Raw genomic sequence first — 21,118 nt, forward strand, 5'->3', positions numbered from 1 at the left:
AAAACAAAAAGATTTACAAAAACGACGTAAATCTTTTTGTTTTCGAACATGCGCTTACTGAGCAACCTCTTTTTGCTTTTCATAGGCAGAGATTTTATCATCAAGCTGCATCGTAATTTCGATTTCATCCCAACCATTCACTAACATCGTTTTCCAATAAGAAGAAATCGGGAACTCTGCTGAAAAACCATCCTGGTCTGTTACTGTCTGTTCTTCCAAGTTAATATTTAATGAAAAAGCTTTTTCCTTGCCTTTTGCTAATAATGTGTTCACTTCAGCTTCATCTAACGCAATTGGGAGGATCCCATTTTTTAGACAATTTTGCTTGAAAATATCAGCAAATGATGGAGCAATAACTACTTTAAAACCATAATCAAGGAGTGCCCATGGAGCATGTTCCCTTGATGACCCGCATCCAAAATTTTCGTTTGCAACCAAAATTGAAGCACCGGCATTTTCTGGTTTATTCAACTCAAATTCTTCATTAGGTTGTCCATCCGCATTATAACGCCAATCATAAAACAAATACTTTCCAAAACCTGTCTTTTCAATTCTTTTCAAAAATTGCTTTGGGATAATTTGATCGGTATCTACGTTTGCACGGTCTAAAGCTACCGCTTTTCCTTCAAATTCTTTGAAGCCACTCATCCTGACCCCTCCTTTAGACTGTTTCTACTGTAAATAGTTTTCGTACATCTACAAAGTGACCGTTTAAAGCTGCCGCTGCCGCCATCTCAGGACTTACTAGATGCGTTCTAGCTCCAGATCCTTGACGACCTTCAAAGTTACGGTTTGAAGTGGAAGCACAATGTTCACCGCTTGGAACAACATCCGCATTCATGCTTAAGCACATGCTGCAGCCTGCATCTCTCCACTCAAATCCAGCTTCAACAAAAATTTTGTCTAATCCTTCTTCTTCTGCTGCCTTTTTCACATGCTGTGAACCAGGTACTACTAGAGCTCTCACACCTGGATGAACTTTTTTCCCTTTAACAACCTCTGCAGCTGATCTGATATCTTCAATTCGTGAATTTGTACAAGAACCAATAAAGACATGCTGAATTTGAATATCTTCAATTCTTTGTCCTTCTTCTAAGCCCATATATGCTAGAGCACGTTTCAAAGAATCTTTTTCAATCTCTGTCTTATAATCATCAGTAGTTGGAATCTGAGCATCAACTTTTGCAGTCATGGCTGGATTTGTTCCCCAGCTTACCATTGGAGCAATATCATTGCCGTCAATTTCAATGATTTTGTCATACTCTGCATCTTCATCCGATGCGTAATTCTTCCACTTTTCAGCATAAACTTCAAATTGTTCAGCGGAAGGAGCATACTTTCTTCCTTTAATATAAGAGATAGTTGTTTCGTCAGGACTAACTAAACCAGCTCTTGCCCCGCCTTCAATGGACATATTACAAATCGTCATTCTTTCTTCCATTGACATATCTCGAATTACATCTCCGCAATACTCAATGACATATCCTGTCCCAAACTTAATTCCATGCTTTGCAAGCACATATAGAATCACGTCTTTTGCCGTTACCCCTTGAGCAAGCTTGCCATTGATTTCAAGCTTTAGTGTTTGAGGCTTTGATTGCCATAATGTTTGTGTAGCAAGAACATGTTCCACTTCACTCGTACCAATACCAAACGCCAGCGCGCCAAAAGCACCATGTGTAGATGTATGGCTGTCTCCACAAACAATTGTTTTTCCAGGTTGTGTTAAGCCTAATTCAGGTCCAATAACATGGACAATCCCTTGGTCAGGACTATCGATCCCTGCTAACGGAACACCAAACTCAGCACAGTTTTTTTCTAATGTCGTCATTTGATTCAATGCAACTGTGTCTGTTACTTGATGACGATTAATAGTAGGAACATTATGATCCATTGTTGCGAATGTTTTATCCGGTCTTCGAACCTTACGATTTTTCATTCTTAATCCAGAAAAAGCTTGAGGAGAAGTTACCTCATGGACTAAATGAAGATCAATATATAATAAATCCGGTTTACCTTCTTCTTTATGAACAACATGGTCTTCCCAAATCTTATCGACAATTGACTTTCCCATCTTTATCCCCCTTACTGCATTTTAATGATATAGAAACACGACCATTCGGTCGTGTCTAAAATTTGTTAACATCCCGGCTGATTCAGGTTTAAGAGTAGCACTCCATAATACTTTTAATTGTTTGATTATCAAGGATCGTTGCCTTCACTTGTTCTGTCATTTCTGTTGTTGTGACAAGCTTCATACCTTCAGACTCAATATCTTTTGTTCGGTAGCCGGCATTTAGCACTTCATCTACTGCTTTTTCAATTGCTGATGCCTCATCTTCAAGACCAAATGATAATCTCAACATCATAGCAGCTGATAGAATCGTAGCGAGTGGGTTTGCAAGATTTTGCCCTTCAATATCTGGAGCTGATCCGTGAATTGGTTCAAATAAATAAGGTCCCTCTTCTGACAAGCTTGCCGACGGAAGCATCCCTAAAGAACCTGTCAATACGGAAGCCTCATCACTTAAAATATCTCCAAACATATTTTCCGTCACTACCACATCGAATTGGGTAGGGTTCTTGATCATTTGCATCGCAGCATTATCAACGAGCATATGCTCCAATTGAACATCAGGGAAATCTTTTGAAACTTCTTCAGCAACCTCGCGCCATAAGCGGCTAGATTCCAATACATTGGCTTTATCAACAGAAGTAACCTTTTTCTTGCGGTTCTGTGCTAATTCGAATGCGAGTTTGATCACTCTTGTCATTTCTTCTTTTTGATAAAATAATGTATCCACTACCACGTCTTTACCATCTTTTACTGAGCGCTCGCTCGGTTTTCCAAAATAAAGACCGCCTGTTAGTTCTCTTACCATGAGAAGGTCTACATTTTCAATAACTTCCTTTTTTAAAGGGGATGACTCTGCAAGACTAGAATAGTAGATCGTAGGACGCAAATTAGCGTATAAATCTAACTCTTTACGAATCTTTAATAAGCCTTTTTCAGGACGCATATGCGCTGGCTGCTGATCCCATTTTGGACCTCCAACAGCACCTAGTAATACCGCATCACTTTCCTTACATAGGTCAATGGTTTCATCTGGCAGCGGTGTGCCTAATTCATCAATGGCGCCTCCGCCTATTTTCCCATAAGAAAAGTGAAACTTATGTCCAAATCTTTCTCCGATTGCTTGCAGTACGTCGACCGCACCTCTTATAATTTCTTTACCGATCCCGTCACCCGGAAGAACTGCGATCCGTTTTTCCATCATTACCCCTCCATCATCAATGTGTAAATATTCTATAAATTCATTATACACCTATAATATAAATCTCTCTAGTAAATATTAGGCAATTAGCATTTCTGCTAATTGCCTTTATAATCATTCACGAGAGATTTACCCGTTGTATAACATTACTTAGCAGCGTTTCCTACTGTTTCTTTTTTTCCTTTATTAACAAAAGGCATCATTGCACGAAGTTCTTTCCCTACTTTTTCAATTAGATGCTCATTTTCTCTTTCATTTACTGCATTAAATACAGGACGGTTAGCTTGGTTTTCTAAAATCCAGCCCTTAGCGAATTGTCCATCTTGAATATCCTTAAGAACAGCTTTCATTTCTTTCTTCACTTCATCTGTTACGATACGAGGTCCTGTTACAAAGTCACCCCATTGTGCTGTATCAGAAATTGAATAGCGCATTCCTGCTAATCCGCCTTCGTACATTAAGTCAACGATTAATTTTAATTCATGAAGAGTTTCAAAATAAGCTAATTCTGGCTGGTAACCAGCTTCAACTAGTGTTTCAAAACCAGCTTTAACTAATGCAGTAGTACCACCGCAAAGCACTGCTTGCTCACCGAATAGATCTGTTTCTGTTTCTTCCTTAAATGTTGTTTCTAGCGCACCAGCTCTTAAAGCACCGATTGCACGAGCATATGCTAACGCTAATTCTCTTGCTTCACCAGTTACATCTTGATAGATAGCAAATAGTGCAGGTACACCAGCGTCTTCTTGATATGTTCTTCTTACAAGATGTCCTGGTCCCTTAGGAGCTACTAATAGAACATCACATTCTGCTGGAGGTACGATTTGATGGAAATGAACATTAAATCCATGTGCAAACATTAAAGCTTGTTTTGTTAGGTTTGGTTCAATTTCTTCTTTGTAAACCTTTGGTTGAAGTTCATCTGGTAATAGAATCATAACAACATCTGCCTGTGCAACTGCTTCTCCAACAGGGAATACTTGAAGTCCATCTTCTACAGCCTTTTCCCAAGACTTACCTGGTCTAAGTCCGATGATTACATCAACACCGCTATCTCTCATATTTAACGCATGCGCGTGGCCTTGTGAACCATATCCAATTACTGCTACCTTTTTTCCATTTAAGTAAGTTTCGTTTGCGTCTCCGTTATAGTACATTTTTGCCATTGTAATTATCTCCCTTTCTGTGTCTGAGTGTTTAGACTATAGATATATTTTTAGTAGAATTACTAGTGCGTTGAGTCCCTCTTAAGAACGCTGTTGTGCCTGTTCTCGCAAGTTCTTTAATGCCATAAGGTTTAATGAGTTCAATAAAAGCTTCTATTTTTTCAGATTCACCAGTTAGCTGAATCACTAAACTATCTTTTCCAATATCAACGATTGTTGCTCTAAATGGTTCAATTAGTGCATTAATTTCACTTCTTGTATTTGGAGTAGACAATACTTTGATTAAAGCAAGTTCTCTCGATACAATCGCCTGATCGCTGATATCTGTTACTTTAAGTACATCAACTTGCTTATTTAATTGCTTTGTGATCTGTTCAATAATGTTCTCATTATCAACATTCACTACACAAGTGATCCTTGAAACACCTTCTAATTCGGAGTGACCAACTGTGATACTTTCAATATTATAATTTCTTTTAGAAAAGAGATTGGTAATTCTATTCAGTACACCTGGTCTATTATTTACGGTTAACGTGATTGTTCTTTTCATGGTTTCACTCCCACCATTTCATGTGACCCTTTCCCTGCAGGAACCATCGGATATACATTCTCATTAGGATCAACTCTGAAATCTAATAATGCAGGTTCATTATTGCTAAATACCTCATTTAGAATTGTCTCTGCTTCTTCTACAGAATTAATCTCATATCCTTTTATATCATAAGCTTCTGCCAGCTTAACAAAGGAAGGCTGAACTGGGTTTTTGCTATGTGAAAATCTTCCTTCATAGAACAATTCTTGCCACTGTCTTACCATCCCTAATGCCATATTATTCAGAATAATGATTTTAATAGGAAGGTTAAATTCTTTGATAACAGCTAATTCCTGCGTGCTCATTTGGAAGCCGCCATCCCCAAGAATCGCTAAGACACATGCATCACGGTCAGCAAATGAAGCACCGATACTTGCAGGAAGACCGAATCCCATTGTTCCTAATCCGCCAGATGTAACCCAGCGATTTGCTTTTGAAAATTTATAATACTGAGCAGCCCACATTTGATGTTGTCCAACATCCGTTACAACGATGGCTTCTCCTTTTGTTTTCTCAAATAGCATTTCTAATACTTTTTGCGGCTTAAGCGAACTAGTATTGTCATAGAAATAAGGATATTCCTTTTTCCAGTTTTGCAGCTGCGTGAGCCACTCTTTATGTTCAGGAAGTTTCCCTTCTTGAGCTACCAATTGTTTCAGTGCTTCCTTCGCATCAGCAACAATTGGAATTTCAGTTGGCACGTTCTTCCCAATCTCAGCAGGATCGATATCCACATGAGCTACTGTAGCGTTTGGAGCAAACGATTCTAAATTCCCTGTTAAGCGATCATCAAATCTTGCACCGATATTAATAAGGAGGTCCGCTTCATAAAGGGCCATGTTCGCCGTGTAGCATCCATGCATTCCCGCCATTCCTAAAGAGAGGTCATGCTCGGCAGGAAAACCACCCAATCCCAGCAAAGTATGAACTACAGGAATCTGCTGCTGCTCTGCATATTGTTTGAGTTCTGCTGCTGCCTTCGCATGAAGGACACCTGCACCTGCTAGAATAACCGGCTTCTTTGCACTGCTGACAGCTTCCGTTAATTTTCTGATTTGCAGATAATTAGGCTGAAGTGTCGGCTGATAACCTGGAATATTGATTTCTTTTTCCTCAGGAGGCTCTGAGATGGCCGTTGCAATATCCTTTGGAATATCAATTAACACAGGTCCCGGTCTTCCAGAGCTGGCAATATAGAATGCTTCTTTCACAATATATGGAATGTCCTCAATATTTCTAACTTGGTAATTATATTTTGTGATCGGCGTAGTGATCCCTAGTATATCAGCTTCCTGGAAGGCATCAGAGCCAATTACTCCTGTAGCAACTTGCCCTGTAAACACGACTAACGGCAAGGAATCCATCATCGCATCTGTTAAGCCTGTAACAATATTTGTAGCGCCAGGTCCTGATGTTACAATGACAACTCCCGGCTTACCTGTAATTCGTGCATAACCTTCAGCAGCATGGATTCCTCCTTGTTCATGCCGCGGCAGAACATGAAGAATTTTTGAATCATAAATTTTGTCATACAGCGGGAGAACTGCTCCTCCTGGATAACCAAAAATGACTTCGACTTGTTCCTTTTCTAAAGCTTGTAGCAATAGCTCTGAACCACTAATCGGCTTGTTATCAGCCTTCATTTTGGTAAAGGCAGTTTCCTGTAACATAGTTGACCTCCTCTTTTGATTACAATTGTTTTCAAAATAAAAAGCCCTCCCATCCCCCATCTACCTACTAATACTAGGCAAAAGGGATGGAAAGGCTTTAATCCATTTCCACGGTACCACCCTAATTCACGCATAAAGCGTGCACTCGTGATCAGCTTCTGATCGGTTTGGTAACGAGTGTCATATCACTCGATTGTCCCTACTAGAAAATATCGTTCAAGACAACGCTCAGAGGTGAGTTCATTTTATGGTGCGATCACCGGTTTCCAGCTTCACCCGGCTCTCTGTCAGATCACATGATCACAAAACTACTTATCCTCGTCATCACTTTTTTTCATATTCTCTTATCAAAGATTCTCAAAAATTAGTTAATTTGTCAAATCATTTTTTCAAAATATTTTATACTAAAACAACCAGTTTCAAAGTGAATTTCTGCTGATTTAATTAGTTATATTTGAGGATTATCATACTCGGATTTTCGTTCTTCGTCAACACTATTTTTAGGAATTATTAGATAATTTATATTAAACCTTACAATTGTATCCGCTTCCAATGTTGATATATTCACAATTATTGCAAGTTTATTTTTTTTAGTATTTTAATTATTTATTCAATTCCGCACTTCAGACTATGAAATTGGTTTGTCCAATATTAAGCAAAGCAGGAAAAAATTTATAACCTATATAATAGAAGAAAGTTAGAATTTTTGTTAGGATTCCTCACATCAAAGAAAGCGCTTTATTTATAATTTAAAAATAAAAAACCGTTAAGCAGCGCTTAACGGAATATGTACATAATGGTGTATATTATGGCGTCCCAGGAGAGATTCGAACTCCCGACCGACGGCTTAGAAGGCCGTTGCTCTATCCTGCTGAGCTACTGGGACAGCATGTTAAATTAATTATTCTAACTTATAATTTTATATCCCTTCAAACTCCCGTCCTGATCTCAGGATAGTTATTCAAGTTGCATCTCGATCAGTACGCTGTAGTAAATTCATTGAAGCATTTTCAACGTGCTGAGCTACTGGGACAAATAATTATTTATGTAAGTATATCAGGAACAATATTTATTATATTAGCATCAAAATTAAATGTCAACACTCAAATATAATTTTTTTCATCCCTCCATGACCGGGGAAGCAGACAGCTTCATTTGGGTATGAAGGGATGAATTTTAAGATGTTGAAGTTTACGAACTTGCCAAAGTAAAACGATTGTTTAAGCCAGATATTTCACCAGCATCTAAATCATACACGCGAAAATCAATTTCATCGCCGAGTAACTCTAAAATAACATATGTCCGTTCTTTCCTGCCACGAGGTAAGCGAAGACTTCCTGGGTTAATAAAAAGCTTATTTTTCACAACTTCTGCACCTAAAAGATGAGAGTGCCCAAAACATACGATCCCAGCATTTAATTCATGCGCTCGGTACTGCAGCCGCATTAGTGAACTTTTCACAGAAAAATGATGCCCATGCGTGATAAAGAACCTATACCCAGCATAATCGTCTACTATTTCATCTTGAAAAGACTCTTCATAATCACAATTTCCTCTTACTACGGAATAACCGCTAATTTCTTTATCTGATAATGTTAACTCCGAATCCCCGCAGTGAATAAAGTGCTCAACTTCATGTTGGTGCCGCTCCTTAAGTGTTTGGAGTTCAGCACGCATTCCATGGCTGTCACTCACAATTAAAACTTTAGTCATGGTCTTCACCAGCGAGAATTGATGGCAAACGATCTTCCAATCTTTTCAATGCATTAGCGCGATGACTAATCTGACTCTTTTCTGACGGTTCCAGCTCAGCCATTGCTCGTCCTAAGTCTCTCACAAAAAAAATAGGGTCATAGCCAAAACCATTATTTCCTCTTCGTTCAGATAGAATAATTCCTTCACATGTTCCATTAACCGTGACTGTCTCTCCATTAGGCACAGCTACTGCTAGAGCGCAATAAAACCTTGCAGTCCGCTTTTCTTCCGGCACCTCGGCAAGTTCGTTCAAAACTTTGTCCATGTTTGCCTCATCATCCTTTGCAGGACCTGCATAACGAGCAGAATAGATTCCAGGAGCGCCGTCCAATGCATCAACCATTAGACCTGAATCATCTGCAATAACAACCTTTCCCATTTCCTTCGCCACTGTCTCTGCCTTTAATCTTGCATTCTCTTCGAATGTACTTCCAGTCTCATCAATATCCTGTATTGATGGGTAATCTAATAAAGTTTTTACTTCATACCCCAATGGACGAAACATTCGTTCAAACTCTCTTGCCTTACCTTTGTTCTTAGTTGCGATAATAACTTCTTTCATTTTGAAGACTTCTCCTCTATCTGCTTCGTAATTTCTTCACCAAGTACGTTCTTTTGATATTCAAATAATTCACCGATACCATTCTGTGCAGCATTTAAAAGCTCTTGAAGCTGCTCATAGGAAAAAGTAGATTCTTCACCTGTTCCCTGTAATTCAACAAACTCTCCCTTTCCTGTCATGACAACATTCATGTCCACCATTGCACTTGAATCTTCTATGTAATTTAAATCTAAAACAACTTGATTGTTATCTAATATCCCAACACTTGTTGCTGCTAGAAAATCTTTAACAGGATATTTAGAGAGCTTGCGGTTTTTAAAAACTTGATGGATCGCCTGTGACATCGCCACAAAAGCGCCTGTAATAGATGCTGTTCTAGTACCCCCATCTGCCTGAATCACATCACAGTCAACCCAAATCGTCCTTTCTCCTAATGCATCCAAATCAACAACTGCACGCAAAGCACGCCCAATCAACCGCTGGATTTCCATCGTGCGGCCGGTAATTTTACCTTTTGCAGACTCCCTGATATTTCTTTGTCCAGTTGCCCTAGGAAGCATAGAATATTCTGCCGTAATCCAGCCTTTTCCCTGCCCTCTCATGAACGGCGGCACTTTTTCCTCAATACTAGCCGTACAAATCACTTTTGTGTTTCCGACAGATATTAGCACAGAGCCTTCCGGATGAATTAAATAGTCAGTTTCAATTTGTACAGGCCGTAACTGATTTGGTTCTCTTTCATCAGTGCGCATATTACATCCTCCCTCCAATTAGAAAAACACGATCTGCCTCCAACACGAGCGGTAATCGATGTCTTTTCTTACACTTAATCCTTTTGAGAAGTTAAACTTTCTTAAAGTATAAAGAAGAGGCCGGCTAAAAGCCTACCTCTTACATTGTCCTCTATATAGTATATCAAAAATAATTTTTTAAAAACTACCTGTGTTGACATTTTCTGGTCTTGTAACTGGCTCAGTGAGTTTTTCTCCGTTTTCTCTCACTAATTCTGCTTCTCCATTAACCATAATAGATACGCTTTCAATTCCTTTTTGTTCTGTTAATGAAAGGACGAGTGAATTGATTACATGCTGTGAAATAATCTTTTCTTCAAAGCTGCCGTAAACAGACTCATTGAAGTTCAAGGTTACCTCACCATTTTCAACTTTTGGTTCATCAAGCAGCGCAACATCCGGCAAAAAGTCTGTTAGTAGATTTGAAGAGTAATTTGGTCCTTTTACTAATTCAGCAACAACACCTTCGATATCGTTGTTTTGAACACGTCTAGTGACTGGAACGTAATAATAGCTTCCCTCATCTCCAGCTAAATAATAAACGGTTGCTGCTTTCGTATTCGTAAGATCGATAACATCTGAAGTATCTAGGTTAATGCCGTCTGCCCTTGTTAGACTTTCTCCGATTGGTGTCCCGCCTACAGGCATTTCATTAAGGTCATGTCCATTTAATTTTAACTTCACATGTTCAATACTATCAAATTGAGTCAGAGTCCAGGTAACTGCCTGCAATATTTTCTGCTCATTCTCAGGCTGATAGTTTTTAAATTCATTTGAAAAATTAACAGTGGCTGTTTTCCCTTTAATGTCTACACTTAACTCTGTATCGACTGGCAGTACTGCTGTAAAACCATTCGGCAGGATCTCGGTTACCGGACCACCTTGAACTAAATACTCTAGCGCTTGCTTAGCAACTGATTCGGTTTTTGGTAAAGGCAGTGACTGTGGTACTACATAACCATTTTTATCAATTAAATATAACTCAGTCATGATCGTGTTTTCTACTGCATCCTGTTCTGCCGGCATCTCTTCGCCTGTTGTTTCTTCTGTTACTGTCGTTTCTTCCTCTTCTGTGATCGTTACGGTTTGCGGCGGGTCGATGCTTTCTTTCGATTCACCGCCAAGCAATCCACAACCGGATAATAATAACGAAGAAATAATCACTGCTGACACGATGGTTGTTTTTTTATTTTTGGACATCTTTATCCCTCCAAAGACAGTTTGTACTACCATATATACGAGCCTATTTAAATTTTAGACCGTTCTATGATAAAAAAATGGACAGAACCTAAAATGAGGTTTTGATAACCAAAACAAAAAGCCTCCTTAACGGAGACTCTCATTTTCAAATTGGACAGTGATAACATTTTTAATTTCCTTATTTAACCAGCTAGATGCTATTTTCGAAAAAATCTTATCCGAACCAGTCGTATAATACTGATGCTCTGGGATTTCCTTTCTGTTCGTTAACAGCCCTTTATAGTAAAGAATTGTGCTAACTTCTCTAGCAGTTTCCTCACCTGAACTTATAACGGTCACACTTTTCCCCATTATATTTTTAATAATCGGTTCAAGTAGAGGATAGTGTGTACACCCTAGTATTAACGTATCTAATCCCCTGTTTCGTAACGGAACCAGCGTTTCAGCAACTACTTTTTTTGCTAGAGGCCCATCATATTCTCCACTCTCTACGAGTGGTACAAATTTTGGGCAAGCTAGACTTTTCACCTCAACACCTGGGTGAATCGATTTTAGCGCATTCTCATATGCTTGACTCTTAATGGTTCCTACTGTCCCTATGACACCAATTCGGCCATTCTTCGTTACTTTTAGGGCTGATCTTGCCCCTGGATATATAACACCTATTACAGGTATTTCTATTGCCTCACGAATCTCGTCTAATGCGACAGCCGTTGCCGTATTACAAGCAATAACAAGCATTTTTATTTTCTTTTTCAGCAAGAAATTTGTTATTTCCCAAGTGAACTTTCTTACTTCTTCACTTGATCTTGGCCCATATGGACATCTTGCCGTATCACCCAAATAGATAATTTTTTCATTCGGAAGCTGTCTCATTACTTCCTTTGCCACTGTTAATCCGCCTACACCAGAATCAATAATTCCAATTGCCTGCTCCAAACCTCTCGCCTCATTCTCGCATATCTTGATGTAATTTCATTAAGTTATTTTTTAATAGTATGACTTCTTCATCAGAAAAATTCTTAAGTACCTCATGGAGGTAACCTTGACGCTTTTTTATCACTTCATCAATGATCCGCTCACCTTCAGGTAAAAGATGAATTCTCACCACTCTCCGGTCATTCTGATCCTTGACTCGTTTTACGAGATTATTCTTTTCCATTCGATCGACAAGATCTGTTGTTGTGCTAAAAGCTAAGTACATTTTATTGGAAAGTTCACCGATTGTCATATCGCCATCTTCGAATAGCCACTGAAGCGCTACGAACTGGGGAGGTGTGATACGATAATCCGTTAACAGCTCTCTCCCCTTCTGCTTAATGATATAAGCTATGTATCGTAAATCTTTTTCAATTTCAGATATGATATCATTTTCCTTTATGTAAGGCTCACCTTTTTCCATATTTTACAACTCCTATAACGCATCAAAGTTCCAATGTAGAATGCCAGTCTATGAACTTTATTTTCTACTTTTTCACATAGAAATTCAAGTAAAAGAAAGACATTGCCATTTGGTCTTTGTAAATATTTAAACCGGCAGCCTATGAAGGCTGCCGGCCTAAATTAAAGTTCTAGCTCTCCCATACGAAGGAGCTCTACAACTGCTTGTGAACGCCCCTTAACACCAAGTTTTTGCATAGCATTCGAAATATGGTTTCGAACCGTTTTTTCGCTGATAAACAGTTCACTAGCGATCTCTTTCGTTGTTTTATCTTGTACTAGTAGCTCAAACACTTCTCTTTCACGTTTGGTGAGTAATGGCTTGTGAGTAAATTCATTCTCCTTCAAGTATTGTAACCCTCCTTGCCTTCGCCAGCTATGAACAGCGGGATGGGTATATATTTAGTCACCATATCATATGTGAAGAAAAGTATTGTAGTGACAATAATTGAAGGGACTGCAAACATTATTTATAAAATGTGTATTAGCGGAATTATATCGTTACCTTAAAGTTCTCTTGAATCACCTTTCTAAATGATTCTGACCAAGGAATAGCCTTTCCAAATTTCTTTGAAAATTGCACAACAGTACCTCTTCCAACAAAACAAATTTCTTCTTTTTCATTTTTAGCCATATAGTGAAGATCCACAGAGGAATTTCCAACACTTTCTGCTTTCACAAACACCTTTAGTTTTTCATCAAAGAAAACCTGCCTTAGAAAGTCGCACTGTAAATCAGCAACAACCACCATCCCATCATGATTTTCCTCTGTCCATTTCTGCATGAGACCTAATTCCTTTAGGAATTCAATCCTTGCTTCTTCAAAGTATGTAAATGGCACCGTATTGTTCAAATGTCCATACATATCTGTTTCAGAAAAGCGCACTTTCACAGGGATAAAAAAATAAAACTCGCTTTCCCAGGACGAAAGATCAGAAATATAACTAATTTTACTCATAAAAAAATCCCCCTTATATAATGAATGACTATTCATTCATCTATTATAACGTTATTATCTTAACTAAGAAATAAAAATTAACAAAAACCCTCTTTTCATTTGAAAAGAGGGTTTTTAACAAATTAAATTTGGTCACTGCCAAAGAAATTTTTAAACGATTGAATCGCAGTATCTCTGTTCAATGCAGCAATAGAAGTAGTTAACGGTATTCCTTTAGGGCAAGACTGTACGCAGTTTTGTGAGTTACCACAGTTTGCAAGTCCACCGTCTCCCATAATCGTTTCAAGACGTTCAGCTTTATTCATAGCACCTGTTGGATGCGCATTAAATAGGCGAACCTGTGAAAGTGGCTGAGGCCCAATAAAATCGGATTTGCTGTTAACATTCGGACATGCTTCTAAACAAACACCACATGTCATACATTTAGAAAGCTCATATGCCCATTGACGTTTAGTTTCAGGCATACGTGGTCCTGGTCCTAAATCGTACGTACCATCAATTGGAATCCAAGCTTTAACTTTCTTCAATGAATCAAACATACGGCTTCGATCAACTTGTAAATCACGAATAACTGGGAACGTACGCATTGGCTCAAGTCGAACCGGCTGTTCTAATTGATCAATAATTGCCGAACAAGATTGACGCGGCTTACCATTAATAATCATCGAACATGCTCCACAAACTTCTTCCAAGCAGTTCATATCCCAAGAAATTGGAGTTGTCTTCTTTCCTTGTGCAGTAACAGGATTTCGGCGAATCTCCATTAGTGCAGAGATAACATTCATATTTGGACGATAAGGTAATTCAAACTCTTCCTGGTATGGCGCTGAATCAGGAGAATCTTGTCTAGAAATAATGAAGCGAACTGTTTTTTGTTCAGCCATTGCTTAGTTCTCCTCCTTTTTCTTAGAGTAATCACGCTTACGTGGCTTGATATAGGACACATCTACTTCTTCATAAGAGAATTCAGGAGCAGTCTTCGCATCAACAAATTTAGCCTTTGTTGTTTTTAAGAAGTCCTCATCATTACGTTCAGGGAACTCTGGCTTATAGTGAGCACCGCGGCTTTCATTACGGTTGTATGCACCAAGTGTGATTACACGTGCTAACTGGATCATATTTTGTAATTGTCTAGTAAATGCTGCACCTTGGTTGCTCCATTTAGCAGTATCATTAATATTAATATTTTCATAACGCTCAAGCAGCTCTTGTAACTTCTCATCTGTTTTTAGAAGCTTATCATTGTAACGAACAACTGTAACATTATCAGTCATCCATTCTCCGAGCTCTTTATGAAGAACATAAGCATTTTCTGTTCCATCCATTGACATAATCTTGTTCCATTTTTCTTCTTCTTGTTTTACATATCCGTCGAAAAGTGAAGAAGAAATAGAGTCAACGCTCTTCTTAAGTCCATTTACATAATTGATAGCATTAGGTCCAGTAACCATACCGCCATAAATAGCAGACAATAAAGAGTTAGCTCCTAAACGGTTTGCACCATGCTGAGTATAATCACACTCACCAGCTGCAAATAACCCAGGAATATTTGTCATTTGGTTATCATCAACCCATAGTCCACCCATTGAGTAGTGAACAGCAGGGAAGATCTTCATCGGTAATTTACGAGGATCGTCACCAGTGAACTTTTCATAAATTTCAATGATACCGCCAAGTTTAACATCAAGCTCATGCGGATCTTTATGAGAAAGATCCAAGTAAACCATGTTTTCTCCATTAATACCTAATTTTTGGTTCACACAGACATCGAAGATTTCACGTGTTGCAATATCACGTGGAACAAGGTTTCCATATGCCGGATACTTTTCTTCTAAGAAGTACCAAGGCTTACCATCTTTATATGTCCATACTCGTCCACCTTCACCACGTGCAGACTCACTCATTAGACGTAATTTATCGTCTCCAGGAATCGCCGTTGGGTGAATTTGAATAAATTCTCCGTTTGCATAATATACACCTTGCTGATATGCGATTGCTGCAGCAGAACCAGTATTAATAATTGAGTTTGTTGATTTACCAAAGATAATTCCAGGTCCTCCAGTTGCTAAAATAACTGCGTCAGCTGAGAAGGATTTAATCTCCATAGATGTTAAGTTTTGAGCTACAATTCCACGGCAGATCCCTTCATCATCAACAACAGTACCTAAGAATTCCCAACCTTCATACTTTGTTACTAAACCGGCAACCTCATAGCGGCGCACCTGCTCATCTAATGCATAAAGTAATTGCTGACCAGTTGTAGCACCAGCAAATGCAGTACGGTGATGCTGTGTACCACCAAAGCGGCGGAAGTCTAGTAAACCTTCCGGCGTACGGTTGAACATAACACCCATACGGTCAAATAAGTGAATAATACCAGGTGCAGCTTCACACATTGCTTTAACTGGCCCCTGATTAGCTAAGAAATCTCCACCATAAATGGTATCGTCAAAGTGAATCGCTGGTGAATCTCCTTCACCTTTTGTATTTACCGCTCCATTAATACCACCTTGGGCACAAACAGAGTGAGAACGCTTAACCGGAACCAAGGAGAATAACTCCACTGGTGTACCTAATTCTGCCATTTTCATAGTTGCCGCCAAGCCGGCCAAACCGCCACCGACTACTATAACTTTTCCTTTACCCATCGTGACTCACTCCCTTAATCCTAAGTCAATCTAAAAAATCAAAACTAAAAACTTTTCAGTCTATTAAACGAATGCAAAAATTGCGCGCAATCCGATAATTGATAAAGCAACGAAAATAACCATTGTAACGTAAGTTGAAATTTGCTGTGATCTTGGAGAGATTGTAATCCCCCAGCTAACTGCAAATGACCATAAACCGTTTGCTAAGTGGAAAACAGCTGAGATTACACCCACAATGTAGAAAACAAGCATAAAAGGATTATCCAAAATATTCGCCATCATTTGGAAGTTAACTTCTGCTCCAAAAGCAGCAGCAAGTCTTGTTTCCCATACATGCCAAGCAACAAAGATTAAAGTAATAACACCTGAAACCCTTTGCAGCATAAACATCCAGTTACGGAAAAAGCCGTATCTGCTTACATTGTTTTTAGCAGTAAAAGCAATGTATAAACCATAGATTGCATGAAACAATAATGGTAAGAAAATAATAAAAATTTCTAGAAAATAGCGAAATGGAAGTGACTCCATAAAGTGTGATGCTGCATTAAAAGACTCCTCTCCTCTTGTAGCAAAACTATTGACTACAAGATGCTGTACGAGGAACAAACTCACTGGAATTACCCCTAGTAACGAATGCAGCCTGCGATTTAAAAACTCTCGATTACCAGCCATAAAATATACCCCCTTTAAATTTTAAAAACTATGTAGGCAGTTTCTTCTCCCCCCTAGTGGAAAAGAATTGCCTGGCAAGCAGTAAAAAATGTTCGACATTTTTTACAATTATGTGACATGTCCATTTTACTCCCAAGTGCAAATAGCGTCAAGAAAACGAATACATAAAAAATACATATTCATAAAATTTTTTTAATATATTGAATTTCAGAAATGCCTGTAAATCTCATATCCTCGCTCTTTTCCAAAAAAACTTTGGAATTAATAGGAAATAAATTCTTTTTCGAGAAATTACGCGTAAAGTAATTCAATTTGTATATAATAGAATCATAGAAAGAGGGGAGAACATTTTGACTGAAACAAAAACTTCTGAAACCACAACTCAATTGCTTCCAGATTCAGATTCCATACCTTTGTTTGGGTACGAACTATTGCGTGAAGTCCTCTTACCTAACTTACTTGGTAAAGAAACAGCATCCATTCTTTATTGGGCAGGTAAAGATCTTGCAAGAAAGTTTCCGCTCCAGAGCTTCGAAGAAATGGTTGATTTTTTTATAAAAGCCGGTTGGGGATCTCTATCCCTTAAAGATGAATCAAAACATGAAATGACTTTTGAATTAGGAAGTTCAATAATATCTGAACGGCTAAAGAGAAAAAAAGACGTTACCTTCAATCTTGAAGCTGGATTTCTTGCCCAGCAGTTTGAACTCCAAAAAGACGCTGTAACTGAAGCATATGAACACTATAAAAAACGTACAAATACGGTATTTATCACAGTTAAATGGGACAAAAAAGACCGTCTGGATGATTAATAGTATAAACTCAACAGCTTCCTTCAGGAGAGGAAGCTGTTGAGTTTAGTGCTTCATTTTCTGGGTCCTTTAAAGCCTTTTAAGATTTAACAGGTCTTCCCGCTAATTCGAAAGTATCATGCAGCGTTTCTACTGCCTTTACCATATTCTTTTCGTCAATTACGGTGGATACCTTGATTTCTGAAGTGCTAACCATTTTTATGGAAATTTCTTCTTGTGATAACGCTTCAAACATTTGCGCAGCTACCCCCGGATTAGATACCATTCCAGAACCAACAATAGAAACTTTTGCTAATTCCGATTCGTGCTTAACGGTATCAAAATGAAGCTGATCTTTGTTTTCTTCCAAAACAGCCAATGTACTGTTTAAATCCTGTGTCTTGATAGAAAAAGAAAGATCGGTCGTATTTTCATTTGTATTGCTTTGAATGATAATATCGACATTTATGTGGTTTTCAGCTAATTTCATAAAGATCGTTGGTAAGCTAGTCAAGGATTGAGGCAGACCTAACACAGCAACCCTTGTAATCTGATTTTCAAAAGCTATTCCCCTTACAACTAAATTATCCTCCATATTCGCTTCCTCCTCGATGATTGTTCCTGACTCCATTTCCATACTCGACCGTACCTCAAGAGGAATTTGATAATTCTTTGCAAATTCCACTGCTCTCGGGTGGAGCACTCCTGCACCTAGATTAGCTAATTCAAGCATTTCATCATATGAGATACAATCTAACTTTCTAGCATTTTTTACACATCTAGGATCCGTAGTAAAAACACCTGTAACATCTGTATAAATATCACATTTATCCGCTTTTAACGCCGCAGCTAAAGCAACTGCTGTCGTATCAGAACCACCGCGTCCTAAAGTTGTAATCTCGCCGCTTTCTGAGACTCCTTGGAAGCCTGCCACAACAACTACTTTGCCTTTCTCTATTTCCGCTAACACTCTAGCTGAGTCAATATCTAAAATTCGTGCATTCCCATGCACGCCTTCCGTTTGAATTCCTGCCTGCCATCCTGTAAAGGAAACAGCATCGTGTCCTAAATGCTGCAGTGCCATTGTTAATAACGAAATGGTTACTTGCTCTCCTGTTGTAAGAAGCATATCGATTTCACGCTTACTTGGGTTCGTTGTTACCTCACCAGCAAGCTTCACGAGCTCATCCGTCGTTTTCCCCATCGCCGAGACAACAACAACGACTTCATTTCCCCTTTCTTTCTCTTGTATAACACGCTTTGCAACATTACGGATTTTCTCTGCACTCCCTACAGAAGTACCACCAAACTTTTGGACTATTAATCCCATCTTATTCCCTTCTTTCATCCAGTCTTGCCTTGCCTCACTGTACAAAAAGCAATAAATGCAAAAAAGCAATGAGATTTCTATCTCATTGCTTTGGCGATTCAATGTATAAACAAAGAAAACAGCATGCACAGTAAGATAGCTCTCCAAGATTATTGTTAATCTTGACAGTCCGGCATTTATTCAATACAGAACCAGCAAAGAAAGGTATGAGTCCTCCCTTCACTTCGGCGATCCCCCTTTCAAAGTTCATCGCAGGAACTCATCTTCCTCCAAACTTTTACTAATGGTACTCGCACCTCTACCTTCACTTTAATCCAATATTATGGCTAACCTTGTATTTTAGTAGCCGTATATTAGTCTTGACCTTCTAAAGTGATAGTATATGAAATTTTTCTCATTATAACATAAAGCCTTTTTTGCTGACAATGCTATTCTTGAAGCTTTTCAAAAAGTGCCTCTGCCACGCCTGAAGGCAAGCCCAGCTCCTTGAACTGTTCGATACTAGCTTCCTTCATTTTCTTAACAGAACCAAAATGCTTTAAAAGCTGCTTTTTTCGTTTTTCTCCAATACCAGGAATATCATCCAACATAGACTGAAAAGCCGTTTTTCCACGTAATTGTCTATGAAAGGTGATAGCAAATCTATGAACTTCATCCTGTATCCTTTGGAGCAGATAGAACTCCTGGCTATTTCTTCCTAGAGGAATAATCTCAAGAGGATTTCCGTAGAGAAGCTGGGACGTTCGATGTTTCTCATCTTTCGCCAGGCCAGAAAGCGGAATGTCTAATCCTAATTCATTCTCCAGCACATCACGAACCGCTTCTATATGTCCTTTACCGCCATCAATAATAATAAGTTCCGGTAATGGCAAGTCTTCTTTGAGTGCCCTGGAATACCTTCTTCTTGTGACCTCTCTCATTGATTCATAATCGTCAGGCCCTTTAACAGATTTAATTTTATATTTTCTGTACTCCTTTTTAGCCGGCTTTCCATCTATAAAAACAACCATCGCAGATACCGGGTCAGTACCTTGAATATTAGAATTATCAAATGCCTCTATTCGATGCGGGGTATAGATTCCGAGTTGTTCGCCAAGCTGTTCAACTGCTTTGATCGTTCTTTGTTCATCCCTCTCAACAAGGGAGAATTTTTCCTTTAAGGCAATACTTGCATTTTTTTCAGCAAGCTTCACCAAATCCTTTTTTTGACCGCGTTTCGGTTTTAATACTTTTACATTTAATAAAGCTTCTGCCATTTCCTCATCTACATTCTCTGGCAAAAGAATTTCCTTCGGTTTGAAATGATTCACCTTATCATAAAATTGACCTAAAAACGTCAGGAATTCATAGTCAGGCTCATCATAAAAAGGAAACATTGAGACATCACGTTCAATCAACTTTCCTTGTCTGACAAAGAATACTTGCACACACATCCAGCCTTTATCATAGGCGTATGCAAATACATCCCGGTCGGTAAAGTCTGTTGTCGACATTTTTTGTTTTTCCATCGTTGCTTCAATATGTTGAATTTTATCACGATAATCCTTCGCCCGTTCAAAATCTAACTCTTCAGATGCCTTAAGCATTTTTTCTGAGAGTTCTTTCTTGATTTCTTTATAGCCGCCATTTAAGAATTTCGTTATCTCTTCTACCATTTCTTTATAGGTAGTCTCAGCAACCTCATTTACACAAGGAGCTAGACATTGACCTAGATGATAATATAAGCAGACTCTGTCAGGCAATGTCGAACATTTCCTTAGTGGATATAAACGATCTAACAATTTCTTTGTTTCGTTAGCCGCGGACACATTAGGATATGGACCAAAATATTTGCCTTTATCTTTTTTAACTTTTCTAGTTGTAATTAAGCGAGGATGTCTTTCCGCTGTCAATTTAATAAACGGGTATGTTTTATCATCCTTAAGCATGACATTATATTTTGGATCATGTTTCTTAATTAAATTTAATTCAAGAATTAATGCCTCTATATTTGAAGAAGTAACAATATATTCAAAATCCTCAATTTCACTAACCAAACGCTGTGTCTTGCCATCATGAGAACCAGTGAAATACGAACGGACACGGTTCTTTAATATTTTTGCTTTTCCGACATAAATAATCGTACCTTGCCGATCTTTCATTAAATAACAACCTGGTTGATCTGGGAGCAATGCTAATTTATTTTTAATAGTGTCGTTCACATTGATCTCCTCCTGTGTGCTGCCAATTGTAATAGAACATACTATTATAACATTTTAAACAGAAAAA

The 21,118-nt window shown here is 38.5% G+C and carries 20 protein-coding genes, 1 tRNA gene, 1 riboswitch and 1 other annotated feature; of the genes, 1 reads left to right on the forward strand and 20 read right to left on the reverse strand.

Features of this window, described 5'->3' with window-relative positions; translation table 11 throughout:
• Positions 1 to 54: 54 nt before the first annotated feature.
• From leuD to CZ487_RS20680, 18 genes are all read right to left on the reverse strand, one after another.
• The gene (gene leuD, locus CZ487_RS20595; protein WP_077214158.1) at positions 55 to 648 is read right to left on the reverse strand and encodes a 3-isopropylmalate dehydratase small subunit; all 594 of its coding nucleotides are present in this window, start codon (positions 646 to 648) and stop codon (positions 55 to 57) included.
• Between the two features lie 13 nt (positions 649 to 661).
• Positions 662 to 2,074: a 3-isopropylmalate dehydratase large subunit gene (leuC, locus tag CZ487_RS20600; RefSeq protein ID WP_077214159.1), complete on the reverse strand. Its 1,413-nt coding sequence runs from the start codon at positions 2,072 to 2,074 to the stop codon at positions 662 to 664.
• Positions 2,075 to 2,162: 88 nt separating this feature from the next.
• Positions 2,163 to 3,275 carry a 3-isopropylmalate dehydrogenase gene (leuB, locus tag CZ487_RS20605; protein ID WP_077214160.1) on the reverse strand — a complete coding sequence of 371 codons (1,113 nt, stop codon included), beginning with the start codon at positions 3,273 to 3,275 and terminating at the stop codon, positions 2,163 to 2,165.
• A 146-nt stretch (positions 3,276 to 3,421) separates the two neighbouring features.
• A complete protein-coding gene (gene ilvC, locus CZ487_RS20610; protein WP_077214161.1) occupies positions 3,422 to 4,441 on the reverse strand; it encodes a ketol-acid reductoisomerase in 1,020 nt (339 codons plus the stop codon).
• Between the two features lie 31 nt (positions 4,442 to 4,472).
• The gene (ilvN, locus tag CZ487_RS20615) at positions 4,473 to 4,991 is read right to left on the reverse strand and encodes an acetolactate synthase small subunit (protein ID WP_077214162.1); all 519 of its coding nucleotides are present in this window, start codon (positions 4,989 to 4,991) and stop codon (positions 4,473 to 4,475) included.
• The gene (ilvB, locus tag CZ487_RS20620; RefSeq protein WP_077214163.1) at positions 4,988 to 6,703 is read right to left on the reverse strand and encodes an acetolactate synthase large subunit; all 1,716 of its coding nucleotides are present in this window, start codon (positions 6,701 to 6,703) and stop codon (positions 4,988 to 4,990) included. The genes ilvN and ilvB overlap by 4 nt, the downstream gene beginning before the upstream one ends.
• A gap of 79 nt (positions 6,704 to 6,782) precedes the next feature.
• Positions 6,783 to 7,037: a binding site (T-box leader), on the reverse strand.
• Between the two features lie 475 nt (positions 7,038 to 7,512).
• Positions 7,513 to 7,589, reverse strand: a tRNA-Arg gene (locus CZ487_RS20625).
• Between the two features lie 305 nt (positions 7,590 to 7,894).
• Positions 7,895 to 8,416, reverse strand: coding sequence for a metallophosphoesterase family protein (locus CZ487_RS20630; protein ID WP_077214164.1), 522 nt, complete (start codon positions 8,414 to 8,416; stop codon positions 7,895 to 7,897).
• Positions 8,409 to 9,020: an XTP/dITP diphosphatase gene (locus tag CZ487_RS20635; RefSeq protein WP_077214165.1), complete on the reverse strand. Its 612-nt coding sequence runs from the start codon at positions 9,018 to 9,020 to the stop codon at positions 8,409 to 8,411. The genes CZ487_RS20630 and CZ487_RS20635 overlap by 8 nt, the downstream gene beginning before the upstream one ends.
• Positions 9,017 to 9,772, reverse strand: coding sequence for a ribonuclease PH (gene rph, locus CZ487_RS20640; protein WP_077214166.1), 756 nt, complete (start codon positions 9,770 to 9,772; stop codon positions 9,017 to 9,019). Before rph ends, CZ487_RS20635 begins: the two co-directional genes overlap by 4 nt.
• A gap of 177 nt (positions 9,773 to 9,949) precedes the next feature.
• The gene (locus CZ487_RS20645) at positions 9,950 to 11,011 is read right to left on the reverse strand and encodes a GerMN domain-containing protein (RefSeq protein ID WP_077214167.1); all 1,062 of its coding nucleotides are present in this window, start codon (positions 11,009 to 11,011) and stop codon (positions 9,950 to 9,952) included.
• A gap of 126 nt (positions 11,012 to 11,137) precedes the next feature.
• On the reverse strand, positions 11,138 to 11,950 hold the full coding sequence (gene racE / locus CZ487_RS20650) for a glutamate racemase (protein WP_077214168.1): 813 nt from the start codon (positions 11,948 to 11,950) through the stop codon (positions 11,138 to 11,140).
• Between the two features lie 10 nt (positions 11,951 to 11,960).
• Positions 11,961 to 12,413: a MarR family winged helix-turn-helix transcriptional regulator gene (locus CZ487_RS20655; RefSeq protein ID WP_077214169.1), complete on the reverse strand. Its 453-nt coding sequence runs from the start codon at positions 12,411 to 12,413 to the stop codon at positions 11,961 to 11,963.
• A gap of 161 nt (positions 12,414 to 12,574) precedes the next feature.
• Positions 12,575 to 12,799, reverse strand: a complete 225-nt coding sequence (gene gerE / locus CZ487_RS20660) for a spore germination transcription factor GerE (protein WP_077214170.1) — start codon at positions 12,797 to 12,799, stop codon at positions 12,575 to 12,577.
• Positions 12,800 to 12,944: 145 nt separating this feature from the next.
• Positions 12,945 to 13,409, reverse strand: coding sequence for an acyl-CoA thioesterase (locus CZ487_RS20665; RefSeq protein WP_077214171.1), 465 nt, complete (start codon positions 13,407 to 13,409; stop codon positions 12,945 to 12,947).
• 122 nt (positions 13,410 to 13,531) lie between these two features.
• Positions 13,532 to 14,293: a succinate dehydrogenase iron-sulfur subunit gene (gene sdhB / locus CZ487_RS20670; RefSeq protein WP_077214172.1), complete on the reverse strand. Its 762-nt coding sequence runs from the start codon at positions 14,291 to 14,293 to the stop codon at positions 13,532 to 13,534.
• Between the two features lie 3 nt (positions 14,294 to 14,296).
• Complete coding sequence (sdhA, locus tag CZ487_RS20675; protein WP_077214173.1) at positions 14,297 to 16,057, reverse strand: succinate dehydrogenase flavoprotein subunit; 1,761 nt, start codon at positions 16,055 to 16,057, stop codon at positions 14,297 to 14,299.
• Positions 16,058 to 16,120: 63 nt separating this feature from the next.
• Entirely contained in the window at positions 16,121 to 16,729 is a 609-nt protein-coding gene (locus tag CZ487_RS20680) for a succinate dehydrogenase cytochrome b558 subunit (protein WP_077214174.1), read from the reverse strand.
• Positions 16,730 to 17,079: 350 nt separating this feature from the next.
• On the opposite strand from CZ487_RS20680, the gene CZ487_RS20685 reads away from it, so the two are divergent.
• On the forward strand, positions 17,080 to 17,541 hold the full coding sequence (locus CZ487_RS20685; RefSeq protein WP_077214175.1) for a YslB family protein: 462 nt from the start codon (positions 17,080 to 17,082) through the stop codon (positions 17,539 to 17,541).
• Positions 17,542 to 17,620: 79 nt separating this feature from the next.
• On the opposite strand, the gene CZ487_RS20690 is transcribed toward CZ487_RS20685, so the two are convergent.
• Together CZ487_RS20690 and uvrC are read right to left on the reverse strand one after the other, a co-directional pair.
• Positions 17,621 to 18,850 carry an aspartate kinase gene (locus CZ487_RS20690; protein WP_077215406.1) on the reverse strand — a complete coding sequence of 410 codons (1,230 nt, stop codon included), beginning with the start codon at positions 18,848 to 18,850 and terminating at the stop codon, positions 17,621 to 17,623.
• A gap of 128 nt (positions 18,851 to 18,978) precedes the next feature.
• Positions 18,979 to 19,159, reverse strand: a riboswitch (Lysine riboswitch).
• A 119-nt stretch (positions 19,160 to 19,278) separates the two neighbouring features.
• Entirely contained in the window at positions 19,279 to 21,051 is a 1,773-nt protein-coding gene (uvrC, locus tag CZ487_RS20695) for an excinuclease ABC subunit UvrC (protein ID WP_077214176.1), read from the reverse strand.
• Positions 21,052 to 21,118 lie beyond the last annotated feature (67 nt).

It is taken from the genome of Robertmurraya dakarensis, assembly GCF_900156875.1.
GTDB lineage: Bacteria > Bacillota > Bacilli > Bacillales > Cytobacillaceae > Robertmurraya > Robertmurraya dakarensis.